15 protein-coding genes are annotated in these 12,654 nt (G+C 59.6%); 6 read left to right on the top strand and 9 right to left on the bottom strand.

Going from position 1 to position 12,654, the window contains the following annotated elements:
- Positions 1-5: 5 nt before the first annotated feature.
- Positions 6-965 (bottom strand): hydrogen peroxide-inducible genes activator, encoded by a 960-nt coding sequence (locus BM344_RS12760; RefSeq protein ID WP_091990486.1) that lies wholly within the window; start codon positions 963-965, stop codon positions 6-8.
- Positions 966-1,041: 76 nt separating this feature from the next.
- On the opposite strand from BM344_RS12760, the gene BM344_RS12755 reads away from it, so the two are divergent.
- A complete protein-coding gene (locus BM344_RS12755) occupies positions 1,042-1,914 on the top strand; it encodes an NAD-dependent epimerase/dehydratase family protein (RefSeq protein ID WP_091990482.1) in 873 nt (290 codons plus the stop codon).
- Positions 1,915-1,971: 57 nt separating this feature from the next.
- Here the strand turns inward: BM344_RS12755 and BM344_RS12750 are convergent, their stop codons facing one another.
- The 4 genes from BM344_RS12750 to gmk all read right to left on the bottom strand — a co-directional run bounded on the left by BM344_RS12750 (position 1,972) and on the right by gmk (position 5,708).
- Positions 1,972-2,358: a RidA family protein gene (locus tag BM344_RS12750; RefSeq protein WP_091990479.1), complete on the bottom strand. Its 387-nt coding sequence runs from the start codon at positions 2,356-2,358 to the stop codon at positions 1,972-1,974.
- A 78-nt stretch (positions 2,359-2,436) separates the two neighbouring features.
- Positions 2,437-4,578, bottom strand: a complete 2,142-nt coding sequence (locus BM344_RS12745) for a RelA/SpoT family protein (protein ID WP_091990477.1) — start codon at positions 4,576-4,578, stop codon at positions 2,437-2,439.
- A gap of 174 nt (positions 4,579-4,752) precedes the next feature.
- Complete coding sequence (gene rpoZ / locus BM344_RS12740) at positions 4,753-4,965, bottom strand: DNA-directed RNA polymerase subunit omega (RefSeq protein WP_008169593.1); 213 nt, start codon at positions 4,963-4,965, stop codon at positions 4,753-4,755.
- 83 nt (positions 4,966-5,048) lie between these two features.
- Complete coding sequence (gene gmk / locus BM344_RS12735; RefSeq protein WP_091990475.1) at positions 5,049-5,708, bottom strand: guanylate kinase; 660 nt, start codon at positions 5,706-5,708, stop codon at positions 5,049-5,051.
- Positions 5,709-5,858: 150 nt separating this feature from the next.
- On the opposite strand from gmk, the gene BM344_RS12730 reads away from it, so the two are divergent.
- The gene (locus tag BM344_RS12730; RefSeq protein WP_091990473.1) at positions 5,859-6,689 is read left to right on the top strand and encodes an RluA family pseudouridine synthase; all 831 of its coding nucleotides are present in this window, start codon (positions 5,859-5,861) and stop codon (positions 6,687-6,689) included.
- Positions 6,690-6,707: 18 nt separating this feature from the next.
- Here BM344_RS12730 and BM344_RS12725 read toward each other — a convergent pair whose 3' ends face one another.
- A complete protein-coding gene (locus BM344_RS12725; protein WP_091990470.1) occupies positions 6,708-7,574 on the bottom strand; it encodes a YicC/YloC family endoribonuclease in 867 nt (288 codons plus the stop codon).
- Between the two features lie 168 nt (positions 7,575-7,742).
- On the opposite strand from BM344_RS12725, the gene rph reads away from it, so the two are divergent.
- On the top strand, positions 7,743-8,459 hold the full coding sequence (gene rph, locus BM344_RS12720; protein ID WP_091990468.1) for a ribonuclease PH: 717 nt from the start codon (positions 7,743-7,745) through the stop codon (positions 8,457-8,459).
- A gap of 287 nt (positions 8,460-8,746) precedes the next feature.
- On the opposite strand, the gene BM344_RS12715 is transcribed toward rph, so the two are convergent.
- Entirely contained in the window at positions 8,747-9,553 is an 807-nt protein-coding gene (locus tag BM344_RS12715; RefSeq protein ID WP_091990465.1) for an exodeoxyribonuclease III, read from the bottom strand.
- An 81-nt stretch (positions 9,554-9,634) separates the two neighbouring features.
- Here BM344_RS12715 and pyrE point away from each other — a divergent pair, with 81 nt between their 5' ends.
- Both pyrE and BM344_RS12705 read left to right on the top strand, forming a co-directional pair.
- Positions 9,635-10,273 carry an orotate phosphoribosyltransferase gene (gene pyrE / locus BM344_RS12710; RefSeq protein WP_091990463.1) on the top strand — a complete coding sequence of 213 codons (639 nt, stop codon included), beginning with the start codon at positions 9,635-9,637 and terminating at the stop codon, positions 10,271-10,273.
- A 3-nt stretch (positions 10,274-10,276) separates the two neighbouring features.
- A complete protein-coding gene (locus tag BM344_RS12705) occupies positions 10,277-10,930 on the top strand; it encodes a DUF4124 domain-containing protein (protein WP_091990461.1) in 654 nt (217 codons plus the stop codon).
- Positions 10,931-11,065: 135 nt separating this feature from the next.
- Here the strand turns inward: BM344_RS12705 and BM344_RS12700 are convergent, their stop codons facing one another.
- Complete coding sequence (locus BM344_RS12700; protein WP_091990459.1) at positions 11,066-11,488, bottom strand: hypothetical protein; 423 nt, start codon at positions 11,486-11,488, stop codon at positions 11,066-11,068.
- A gap of 280 nt (positions 11,489-11,768) precedes the next feature.
- Between BM344_RS12700 and BM344_RS12690 the strand changes: the two genes are divergently transcribed.
- Positions 11,769-12,248: a fibronectin type III domain-containing protein gene (locus BM344_RS12690; RefSeq protein WP_091990454.1), complete on the top strand. Its 480-nt coding sequence runs from the start codon at positions 11,769-11,771 to the stop codon at positions 12,246-12,248.
- Positions 12,249-12,255: 7 nt separating this feature from the next.
- On the opposite strand, the gene BM344_RS12685 is transcribed toward BM344_RS12690, so the two are convergent.
- Positions 12,256-12,594, bottom strand: a complete 339-nt coding sequence (locus tag BM344_RS12685) for a DUF2782 domain-containing protein (protein ID WP_091990451.1) — start codon at positions 12,592-12,594, stop codon at positions 12,256-12,258.
- Positions 12,595-12,654: the final 60 nt, after the last annotated feature.

The following is a 12,654-nucleotide window of genomic DNA, read 5'->3' as shown; positions in this document are numbered from 1 at the left end:
GAGACTCAGGCGCTTTCGGCCACAGAAGCCGTGTCGGTCTTGGCTTTTTCGATAACCCGGCACTGGCTCGCTGCCAGTGAGAGCACGTCAATCGCCTTGGGCCGGGGGAAGGTTACCCGCCACGCCAGGGCTACCGTACGGAACGGCACCGGCGGGGCAAATGGCCGCACCGCCAGGATATCCTCGTGGTACTGCATGGCGGTGGCCGCCGACAACGGCAACACGGTTATACCGAGACCGGACGCCACCATGTGGCGAATAGTTTCCAGGGAGCTACCCTCGGTCACAAGAGCTGGCGAGCCGGTATCCACGCGATGGGTCACCGCTTCCACCAGCGGTGGACAGGATTCCAGCACCTGGTCACGGAAACAATGACCGGGGCCAAGCAACAAGAGCTGTTCGCGGGCGAGCTCATCGGCGGTTAACTGGCTTTTCTCGGCCAACGGATGGCCCGCTGGCAACAGCACCACAAAAGGCTCGTCATACAGCGGCAGGGTCACTACCTCGGGCTCTTCAAAGGGCAGCGCAATGATTATGGCATCCAAATCCGACTGGCGAAGCTTCTGCCGCAGGTTGGCCGTGTAGTTTTCCTCGATGTACAGCGGCATCTCCGGCGCCGCCCGCCTCAACTCTGGCAGCAAGTGCGGAAACAGGTAGGGACCGATGGTGTAGATAGCACCCACTTTCAAAGGCGAGTTGAGCTGGTTCTTGCCATCCTGAGCCATGTCCCGGATCAGACCAACCTGGTCGAGTACCCGCTGTGCCTGCTCGATGATCCGCTGCCCGGTCTCGGTGACCCGGATGCTGCTCTTGCTGCGCTCAAACAAGGGGATGCCCAGTTCATCCTCGAGCTTTTTCACGGCAACACTGAGGGTTGGCTGGCTGACATGACAGCGCTCCGCGGCCCGGCCAAAATGCCTTTCACGGGCCAGCGTAACGACGTATCGTAACTCGGTGAGAGTCATGGTGAGCTCCGGTCAGATCGATGCGGGTCGAAGTTTCACTTATTTATGAGCTAAAGCATAAGGATTGAAATTGTCTATGGCAATCACTGAACACAGCGAGCGACCCCGAATCCTGATTGCAGGTTGCGGCAAGCTCGGCGGGGCCATCGCCTCCCGGCTGGTGGGCAACGCCGACGTATTCGGCCTGCGCCGGAATCCCGCACAGGTGCCCGCCGGGGTGACCGGTATTGGTGCCGACCTGACCCGACCGGAAACCCTCGTCGGAAGGCTGCCCGGACGCCTGGATATCGTCCTGTACTGCCTGACACCGTCGAGCTATGACGAAGAAGGTTATCGCAATGCCTATGTGACCGGCCTGAAAAACCTGCTCGACGCCCTGAACGGCCAGTCGTTGCGACACCTGTTCTTTATCAGCAGCACCAGCGTATACGCCCAGGATGACGACAGCTGGGTGGATGAATCCAGTGTCACAGAGCCAGCGCGCTTCAGCGGCCAACTGGTACTGGCCGGCGAACAGGTGGCCCTTGAAAGCGGCCATCCGGCCACGGTGATTCGTTTCAGCGGTATCTACGGCCCCACGCGGCAGCGCTTCCTGGAAGAGGTAATTGCCGGGCGAATGGACCCGCAGTCACCGGCGCCGTTCAGCAACCGCATTCATGAGGAAGACGCGGCCGAGGCCGCCGCCTACCTGATCCGGCAGGCGCTTGCTGGCAGACAGCTTGAACCCCGATATATCGCCAGCGACTGTGAGCCCGTGCGGCTCGACGAAGTGGTCCGCTGGGTGCAGCAACAAACGCCATGCGCGGAGCCCACGCCCGATGCCCGCAAAGGCGGCAGGGCGGGCAGCAAACGCTGCTCCAATGCCCGCCTCCTGGCCACCGGCTTCACCTTCCAATTTCCGGATTTCCGGGCAGGTTACCGGCCGATGATCGACAAGCTCACCGGCTGAGAACGAAAAAAGGCGGCCAAAGCCGCCTTTTTTGTCTGCTGGCACCGGAATCTGGTATCAGCTGAGCACCATTACTGCTTCCATTTCAATGGGAACGCCTTTGGGCAGTGCGGCAACACCCACTGCCGCGCGGGCCGGGTATGGCTCCTGGAAGTAAGTCGCCATAATTTCATTCACCGTGGCAAAGTTCGCCAGGTCGGTCATGTAGATATTGAGCTTTACAATATCCTTGAGCTCACCACCTGCCGCCTCACAGACCGCCTTGAGGTTGTCGAACACCTGGCGGGTCTTGGCGGAGAAATCACCGGGCACCACCTCCATGGTTTCGGGCACCAGAGGAATCTGGCCAGACAGGTACACCGTGTCACCGGCTTTTACTGCCTGGGAGTAGGTACCAATCGCCTGGGGGGCATTCTCGGTCTGGATTACGGATTTGTTGGTCATGACCCTAGTATTCCTCGTTTGCAAAACGCCAATCGTCGCCCCTGGGCTGTGCGACTGTCAACCGGGCTTTGGTCGCGGTCAGTGCCGCACCCGACTGATGTGAGTGATGGCTCGGATGTTACGAATCCGCCGCATCACCCGGGCCAGGTGTTTGCGCCCGTTCACGTGAACCACCAGGCTGACAACCCCGAAGCGAGCGTTTTGCTCCTCCACATTGATGCGCTCGATGTTGCCGTCCGCCATGGCCACCGCATTGGCCATCTCGGCGATCACCCCACGCTGGCGCTCAAGCTCAACGCGGAGCTCCACGGAAAACTCGTCGGTAATGTCCTTGGCCCACTTGAGGTTGGTCAAACGGGCCCGCCCCTCATCGTCCTCCGGCAACCGGGAACAGGTGTCTGAGTGAATGACCATACCTCGACCAGAATCCATCACCCCCACCACTGGGTCGCCCGGGATGGGCTTGCAACAGCTGGCAAAGCGCACCAGCAGCCCTTCCGTGCCCCGAATAGTGACCGGACTGTGGTTGCCACCCTCGATATCCCGGGCTTCTCCGCTGGTTTCAGGGGCCTCGGAACCGGTCACCAGTTGCCGCGCCACCAGATACGCCATGCGGTTGCCAAGCCCGATATCGCTGATCAGGTCGTCAAAGCTGTTCACCTGGTTGTGATTGACCACCGCCTGCTTCTGGGCATCACTGATCTCGGAAAGCCGGGTGCCAAAACCCTTCAGGGAGCGCTTCAGTAGTGTGCGGCCAAGTTCCAGGGATTCCGCCCGCTTCTGGCTCTTGAGGACATGGCGGATGCTGCTTCGGGCCTTGCCGGTGACCACGAAGCTCAGCCAGGCCGGGTTCGGGCGGGCACCCGGAGCGGTGATGATCTCGACGGTCTGTCCACTTTGCAGCGGCTGACTCAAGGAGCCCAGATTACGGTTGATCCGGCAGGCCACCGTGGCGTTGCCGATGTCGGTATGGATGGCGTAGGCGAAATCCACCGGCGTCGCGCCGCTGGGCAGCTCCATGATGCGGCCCTTGGGCGTGAACACGTAGATTTCGTCGGGAAACAGATCCACTTTTACGTGCTCGATGAACTCCATGGAGTCATCCGCCCGCTCGCGCATTTCCATCAGTCCTTTCACCCAACGGTCCACCCGCGCCTGATTCACGCTGGTGACGCTGCTTGGCTCGTTCTTGTACATCCAGTGGGCGGCAATACCATTGTTGGCAATGTGCTCCATTTCCTCGGTGCGGATCTGGATTTCAATGTTCACATGCATGCCGAACAGCGTGGTGTGCAAGGACTGGTAGCCGTTGGCCTTCGGCATGGCGATGTAATCCTTGAAGCGGCCCGGCAGCGGCTTGTACAGGCTATGCACCGCGCCCAGGATGCGGTAGCAGTCGTCCTCGGTGTCGGTGATGATCCGGAAGGCATACACATCCATGATCTCGTGGAAGGATTTCTGCTTGAACTTCATCTTGTTGTAGATGCTGTTCAGATGCTTTTCCCGGCCCAGGATCCGGCCAGGAAGCCCCCTCTCTTCAAGCTTTTCCTGCAGCTTGCCGCGGATATCCTCAATGATCTCCCGATGGCTGCCCCGCAGTTTCTCCACCGCCTTGGAGATGTATTTGGAGCGCATGGGGTACAGCGAGGAAAAGCCCAGATCCTCCAGTTCGGTGCAGATGGAATGCATGCCGAGCCGGTTGGCGATGGGGGCATAGATGTCCAGGGTCTCGTTGGCAATACGCTGGCGCTTCTCGTAGGGCATGGGCCCGAGAGTGCGCATGTTGTGAAGACGATCCGCCAGCTTTACCAGGATCACGCGGATGTCCCGGGCCATGGCCAGGGTCATTTTCTGGAAATTTTCAGCCTGGGCTTCCGCCCGGGATCGAAACTCGATCTGGGTCAGCTTGCTGACCCCATCCACCAGTTCCGCGACATCCTCGCCAAACTGCTCGGCCAGGGCATCCTTGGGAATGCCGGTGTCTTCAATCACGTCGTGAAGCATGGCAGCCATCAGGCTCTGATGGTCCAGCCGCAGGTCGGCAAGAATATGGGCAACGGCCAGGGGGTGGGTGATGTAGCGGTCGCCGCTTTTGCGCATCTGGCCCTCGTGGGCCTGTTCGGCGTAATAATAGGCCCGTCGCACCTGATTGATGCGATTGGTATCCAGATAGGAGCTCAGCTCCCTGGCAAGCCCTTCAACCGTCGCCTCTGCCGACACCGCGCCTCCACAAGCTCATAAAATTCAGGGACAAAAAAACCCGAATGCACGCATCCGGGTCCTTCCATAGTCCTTCCAGCAACGCTCTATAGCTACACTATAAAACCGCGGGGACAGATTTCAACGGGTCTCACTTGCGCACAGGTACTTATAGACCTGTTTTGCGCAGATCGCTTACTCGTCGTCTTCTTCCTTGAGCAGATCCCGAGTAATCTTGCCTTCGGCGATTTCGCGCAGGGCAATCACCGTTGGCTTGTCGTTCTCTTCGGCCACCATCGGCTCGGCGCCCTTGGTCGCGAGCTGACGGGCACGCTTGGTAGCCAGCATGACCAGCTGGAAGCGGTTATCAACGTTTTCCAGGCAATCTTCTACGGTAACTCGTGCCATAACTTCCCCGACAAATAAAATGACTGATTCAGCAGACCGCACAGTTTACTGTGGCCGGTGCAATTTGTATACAGGAAAACCCCCTACAGCGCCGGGCCTGAGAGTCCCGCCAGCAGTTCCCGGTGTCTTGTTTGCTGCACTGTCATCCGAAGACGCTGGGCCCGTACAATGGCCAGTAAATCGGCCAGGGCGGTGGCAAAATCGTCGTTGACCACCAGGAAATCAAACTCGACCGCGTGGCGACATTCTTCCCTGGCCTCGGCCAGCCGGCGCTCCACCACGTCCGGCGCGTCAGTTCCGCGTCCGACAAGTCGCTCACGCAGAACTTCCGGCGATGGCGGTACGATAAAAATACAGACGCATTCGGGCATCAACCGGCGCACCTGGGCCGCGCCCTGCCAGTCGATCTCCAGGATGACATCCTGACCTCTGGCCAGAGTCTCCCGGACCCAGATGTGGGAAGTGCCGTAGTAGTTGCCAAACACGTCGGCGTGCTCCAGGAAATCGCCCCGGGCGATCATGGCCTCGAACTCGGTGCGATCGACGAAGTGATAATTCACCCCGTTCTGCTCACCCGCGCGCATCGCCCGGGTGGTGTGAGAAATCGAGACACCCAGTTGGCCATCATTGCGAAGCATCTCCGCCACCAGGCTGGTTTTGCCGGCGCCGGACGGCGCCGAAATCACATAGAGGGTACCCTTCTCAACTGCCTGCTCAACTGCCTGCTCAACTGCCTGACTCATAAGGCGAGAACTCCAAAACTGGCTCCAGCGGCCGCCCCTGCGCCAACCGCTAAAACACGGAATTATACGGACTTTGGCAAATCACCGCACCCCGGGCCGCCGTCAGCTGATACTATTGCCACCACTGACACCGGATCCAGAAACCACGCCATGCGCATCACCATTGACATTACTCTCACCGAACCCGGCAAAGCGATTGATGCCCTGAGCCAGGCTCCGAAACTCCCTAAGGAGCTTTCGAAACAGAAACTCAAGGATGCGATGACCAAAGGGGCCTGCTGGTGGACCCACAAGGGCAAACGGTTGAGACTGCGACGAGCGACCAAAGAGCTTAAGCCTGGCGTTCGACTGGAGCTGTTCTACGATGAGTCAGTCCTGGGCCGGAAACCGGCCGAACCGGTGCTGATCGCGGACTTCGGCCGCTACACCGCGTGGTTCAAGCCCCACGGCGTGCTGGCCCAGGGCTCACAGTGGGGTGACCATTGCAGCCTCCTGCGGATGGCCGAAATCCGGCTGAACAAACCCTGTTTTCTGATCCACCGGCTGGACGCCGACGCTGCCGGGCTGATGCTGATAGCCCACGACCCGAAGGCGGCGGGCGCGCTCTCAAAGCGGTTTAGCGAACGAGCCATGACCAAGCGGTATCGTGCCAGGGTGAGCGGATTACTGGACATACAGGACCAGTCTGTTGATGCGCCGGTCGAAGGTAAGCCCGCACTCAGCCGCGTCTCCACCCTGGAAACCCATCAGAACAACCAGACATCCCTGCTGTCGGTCACCATTGAAACCGGGCGAAAGCACCAGATTCGCCGCCACCTGGCGGGCCTGGGGCACCCCATCATAGGCGATCGCCTCTATGGGCGCCCCGCCAAACAGCCGCTACAGCTGCTGGCCGTTTATCTTGCCTTCGACTGCCCGTTGACCCGGCAGAAACGCGAGATCGAACTGCCAGCGGAGCTGGACACGCTCGAACATAACTGAGGCCCGGGCGAGCCTGCTTCACTCCAGGTTCTGCACCTGCTCACGCATTTGCTCGATCAAGACCTTCAGATCAACCGCGACTCGTGTCACGCCGGCATCAATGCTCTTGCTGCTGAGGGTATTGGCTTCCCGGTTCAGCTCCTGCATCAGGAAATCCAGCCGGCGACCAATGGCCTCGTCGCTTTTGAGAGTGTCAGTTACCTCACCAATATGGGCATCCAGGCGATCCAGCTCCTCGGCAACGTCGCTCTTCTGGGCCAGCATCACCATCTCCTGGGCCACCCGCTCGGCGTCCAGCTCAACGCGGGCTTTCTCGAAACGCTCCCGCAGATTCTTTTCCTGCGCTTCCAGTAGCCCCGGCATTCGCTGGCGCACGTCCGCCACCAGCTCTGCCATGGTGTTCAGACGTTCCTCGAACAATGGCCTCAGCCGCTCACCCTCGCGCTCGCGCACCGAAGCAAGCTCGGCCACGGTTTGCTCAAACAGACCAACGGCGGCCTCTTTGGCAGGACCATAGTCCTGCTCCGGCACCGAGAGCACGCCCGGCCATCGGAGAATATCCAGCGCGTTGATGTGGGCGGGGTTATCGAGCATCTTGTTGATGTGATTCGCGGCTTCGTTGACCGCCTGGGCCATATCCTCACTGACCTCGAAACTCTGGACGCCTTTTTCAGCGGACTGCAGGCGCATGGACACGTCCACCTTGCCGCGCTTCAGATGATTGCGCAGGGCCTCCCGAAACCGGTTTTCAAGCTCCCGGAACGCGTCCGGCAACCGGAAGGAAGGCTCCAGGTAGCGGTGGTTAACCGTCCGGATTTCGCAGGTGAGCGTACCCCACTCCCCCTGGACATCCTTTCGGGCAAACGCTGTCATACTTCGGATCATTTCAGTTCCGCTCCTGTTTGCAACATGCACTCGAGTTTAACAGGCTCTTAACGTCTTCCGCGAACCGGACAAACGGCCCGGACCAACGTGTTATACTCACGGGCCTTTTCGACAAACCACCAACCGGGCCGCGGCCCGGACATTCAATTCAGACTTTCAGGAAATACTATGCGTCCAAGCGGCAGAACGCCCGAGCAACCGAGAGATGTTCGAATCACCCGCAACTACACCCGGCACGCCGAGGGTTCCGTACTGGTGGAATTCGGCGACACCAAGGTTATCTGCACCGCATCCGTCGAAAACAAGGTTCCCCCGTTTCTGCGGGGCGAAGGCAAGGGCTGGATCACCGCGGAATACGGCATGCTGCCACGCTCCACCGGCAGCCGCATGGGCCGGGAAGCCGCTCGCGGTAAACAGGGCGGGCGCACCGTTGAAATCCAGCGACTGATTGGCCGCTCCCTGCGCGCTGCGGTGGATCTCGAGGCCCTGGGTGAGCACACCATCACCGTTGACTGCGACGTCATCCAGGCTGACGGCGGCACCCGCACCGCGGCCATCACCGGCGGCTGTGTGGCACTGGTGGACGCCCTCAACTATCTGGTGGCCGAGAAGCGGCTGAAGAAATCCCCGCTCAAGCAGATGGTCGCGGCTCTGTCCGTTGGCATGTATCAGGGCACACCGGTGGTAGACCTGGATTACCCGGAAGACTCCGAGGCGGAAACCGACATGAACGTGATCATGACCGACCGGGGTGGCTTCATCGAGATCCAGGGAACTGCGGAAGGCGCGCCGTTCGACCAGTCGGAGCTGGACAGCATGCTGACTCTGGCGAAGCAGGGTATTGAGGAGTTGTTCGGGATTCAGAAGGCGGCTCTGGAGGGCTGATTACTGCAGAGCAGGTCGCCCGCGTGCCCGGAGGAGGAGGTTTATCCGGGACACGCTACAAGCACATCCATGTGCGCTCGGCTCCGGCCTTCCCTGGCCGGAGACGGTCCCGGATAAACCTCCTCCTCCGGACCCGCTGCTGTTCGGGACCCCCGTAGGCTCGGGGCGCGTGCGCGGCGACGCTTTTCCAGACTGTTGAGGGCCAAGGATGGCCCGATGCAAGCGCACATGGATGTGCTCGTAGCGTGTCTGGGAAAGCGTTGCCGCGCACGCGCCTTCCCCAAAGCTTAAAAGCCGATTTCTATGTCGTAGTCCATGATCACGGGGGCGTGATCGGAGAAGCGGGTGGCGTCGTCGATCCAGCCGTCGCGAATGGTCTTGCGGATGCCTGGTGTCAGCAGCTGGTAGTCGACACGAATGCCGGCGTTCTTGCGGGAACCTTCGGCCTGCTCGGGCCACCAGGTGAACTGGTTGCTCTGCTTGTTGATCTCGCGGAAGCCATCCACGCAGCCCATTTCATCGAACAAACGATCCAGCCACGCACGTTCGTGGGGCAGGAAGCCCGAGAAGTCCAGCTTGTGATACAGGGGGCTCGCGTCGGTCACGTGATGGGCGGTCTGCAGGTTGGCGCAGAAGATGAACTGGCGGCGCTTGCGCAGGGTCTTCTGCATGTGCAGGCCGAAGGACTCCATGAACTCGTCCTTGTGGTCCAGCACCGTGAGGTCGTCTTCACCGATGGGCTCTTCCTCGCGCCCCAGGGCGCAAGGGGCCAGCACGCAAGCCACCGAGACCTTGTCGAAATCGGCCTGAATGAACCGCCCCTCACGGTCTGCCTGCTCGTTGGCAAAGCCGTACATGATGGCCTTCGGGAAATGCCGGGTGTAGATGCCTACCCCACCGTCCTCGTTCTTCTCGCCATCAATGAAATAGGCCTCGTAGCCCTCGGGAATCAGATTGTAGTCCTCAATCTCGTACGCCCGCATGCGGTGATCCTGCACGCAGACGACATCAGCATCCTGCCGCGCCAGCCAGTCGAAAAAGCCTTTTTCAACGGCCTGGGCGAGGCCATTGACGCTGATTGATACTACCCGCATACGTGTTCCCTGATTCGGTTTGTGTGTATGATACCGTTTTTACGCGCTAATTAAAGACGAACACCCGCCAGAAGCCTTGCCATGCACGACTATCAGCAGACATTTATCGAATTCGCCATCCGCCGGAACGTTTTGCGATTCGGCGAGTTCACGCTCAAGTCTGGCCGTACCAGCCCGTACTTTTTCAACGCAGGCCTGTTCAACACCGGGGACGACCTGCTTCAGCTAAGCAAGGCCTATGCCGCTGCCATAGAACGCAGCGGGCTGGATTATGACATCATTTTCGGCCCTGCCTATAAGGGCATTCCGTTGGCCACCGTCACCGCCATGGCCCTTGCTACAGACGGTAACAGCAAACCCTTTGCCTTTAACCGCAAGGAAAAGAAAGATCATGGTGAGGGCGGCAACATCGTGGGTGCACCTTTGCAGGGCAGAATACTGATTGTTGACGATGTGATTACCGCCGGAACGGCTATTCGGGAATCCATCGACCTGATTCGTGAGGCCGGTGCCGAACCTGCCGGCGTACTGATTGCCCTGGACCGGCAGGAGCGCGGCAACGGTGAATTGTCCGCCATCCAGGAAGTGGAAAAGGAATTCGGGATTCCGGTGGTCAGCATCATCCGCCTGGACCAGGTTCTGGACTACCTGCAGTCCAACACCGGGTTTACAGAGCACGCAAGCAGGGTAGCCAGTTACCGAGACCGTTACGGAGTCTGACTGATGACCAAACGCCTGACTGAACGCTCACTGAAAGCAACGGTGTTGGCGCTGGCCCTGGGAATGTCCTCCCAGGCTGCGGCCAACATGTACCGCTACACGGATGAGAACGGCCAGGTGGTGATCAGCAATACCATTCCCCAGGAAGCCACCAAACGCGGGTACGACATCCTTGGCAACAATGGCCGGGTGATTGAGACCATTCCGCCAGCGCCCACCGAAGAAGAAATCGCCGCCCGGGAGGCGGAAAAGCAACGTCAGAAAGCCCTGGCCGAGCAGAGGGAGCAAGACCGCCTGCTCCTCAAACGGTTTAGCCACCCCGATCAGGCGGTGAAGGCCATGCACCGCAAGATCCGCGAACTTGAGGGGCTTATCCAGCTGAAACGAGGCAATATCTCGGTCATCTCCAGCCAACTGGACGCCGAACAGAGCCGGGCCGCGGACCTGGAAAGGGCCGGACGGGATATTCCCGAGGCAACCCTGGAAAAGATCCGGCGTCTGGAGGCTCAGATTCGGGACATCGAGCGCGAAATTGCTGTTCAAACCCAGGAAATCGAAGCGCTACGGGACGCGTTTGAAGCCGACATCGAACGTCTTGAGGAAATCACTGAACAGGCTCGCACCCTTCCACTCGATCCGGAAGAGGCCACCGAATAAGAGCAAAGGGCCTGCCAGGGCAGTGCGCCCGCCAAGAAATGAATCCTGGAAAGATGAAACACAAAAAAGGGGCTCCGCAAAACGGAGCCCCTTTTTTAGCCTGGCAAACTGTCTTCGACAGCCGCCTCACCTCACTCAGGCAGAAGCAGTGCTCTTCTTGGCTGTAGAGGTGGATTTGCGGGCGGTGGACTTGCGAGCCGCCGGCTTTTTGGCTTCCACAGACTTCTTGGCGTCCTGGGCGGCTTCAGACACGTCTTCTGCTGCTTCAGAAACAGCGTCCGCGCCTTCAGCGGCTTCTTTTTCCAGCTTGGCCACCAGGTCTGCGGCAAAGTTGCCGAAGCGGCTGTTCAGGCTGCGCAGCTGATCGAAGAGGCTGTCGCTGTAGCCGTTGTAACGCTTGCGCAGGGTCTTCACGCTGTATTCGCGCGCTTCAGACTCAAGCTTTTCGGCGTAGTCAAACGGCTTGGCGGCCAGCTTCTTCTGCTGTTCTTCAGCGGCGTTGATGCCCTTCTCTACGATGTCCTGCAGTTGTTCCTGATAGCTCTTGAGCTTACCCATGTTGGTTCTCCTTGATTACCTGAAAATTCCAAGGCCGTATGGGTTGATCCGCACCGACCTTTCTTCAATTTCAGAATCAAAGTTACGGGTAAAAATTAGAATGTTCATACTAAAACCCGAAATCGTCGTTATACGCGGTTTTACGGATTATTCACTTGAACCGCTGATCGCGGCTGGCATAATTGCGCACTGGTTCGAGGCCCGTCTCCCCGTTTTATTCAGGCTCCATACGTTGTCAATCCGTTCGCCGGCCCCGTTGCCGCCCGTATGTGAGTAGTCGATGCTTTACGCTGCAACCATTTATCGCCGTACCGTAGTGTCTGCGCTGACGCTGCTTGCCTGCCTGGCTCTGTCCGGGTGCCAGGAAGATTCGAGAGCCACGAAAACCAGTCCCCAGCGAGCCTCAGAACTGGCTGATTCACGGCTGGACCAGGCGACCGATGGCCTGCTGAACACACTAGGACAGGCCCGCACCCATGCAGGCGGCGCGGCCATTGCTACCAGAGAATTACGTTGGAATGCACCACTGACCAGGGAAGACGGCTCAGCGTTGGCGCCGGGACAGATTGCCGGCTTCCGGATTTACTTCCGGCTGAGGCACCAGGCCAGTTACCAGGTCATTCGCATCGACAGCCCTTCCGTTACCCGGTACGCCCTGGACGGGCTCCCGGCCGGGGCCTACGAATTCACCATTACCACGGTGGACAACGAAGGACTGGAGAGCCGGCGCTCAGAGCCCGTGGCCGTCGATCTCATCTGAGATCGGGCTACCAGCGGAAAATGACCCAGCTCGGCACCAGCATGTCGGACTCGGTTTCCCGGATCCAGCCGCCGCCGTCCGCCGGCACCAGATAGTATTCCGCCCCTACTTCGGGCACCACCTTGATTTCCATGAGCTGGCCGTTGACCCGGTATTCATAGAAGACTTCATTCTCCCCGGGCCGAATCACGATCTGCGGGCCCTCACTGGCCGGCTGGTAGTCCGAAATCACCACCGGTTCCTTCGGCGTTGCCACAGGCGTCTCATCCAGCGCGCCGGAGTCCTGGGCGAGCGCGGCCAGAGGCAGGCTGGCGAGCAACAGAGCCGGGCAGGCGATTCGTTTCATTTTCGTGATACCCTCTTGTCCATTCATTTGATGACAGAGTTGCACAAGCCATTCCACGCT

The sequence above is a fragment of the Marinobacter gudaonensis genome (assembly GCF_900115175.1).
Lineage (GTDB): Bacteria > Pseudomonadota > Gammaproteobacteria > Pseudomonadales > Oleiphilaceae > Marinobacter > Marinobacter gudaonensis.
Note: the sequence above shows the minus strand (reverse complement) of the source record. Positions and strands in the feature narration are given on the sequence as shown.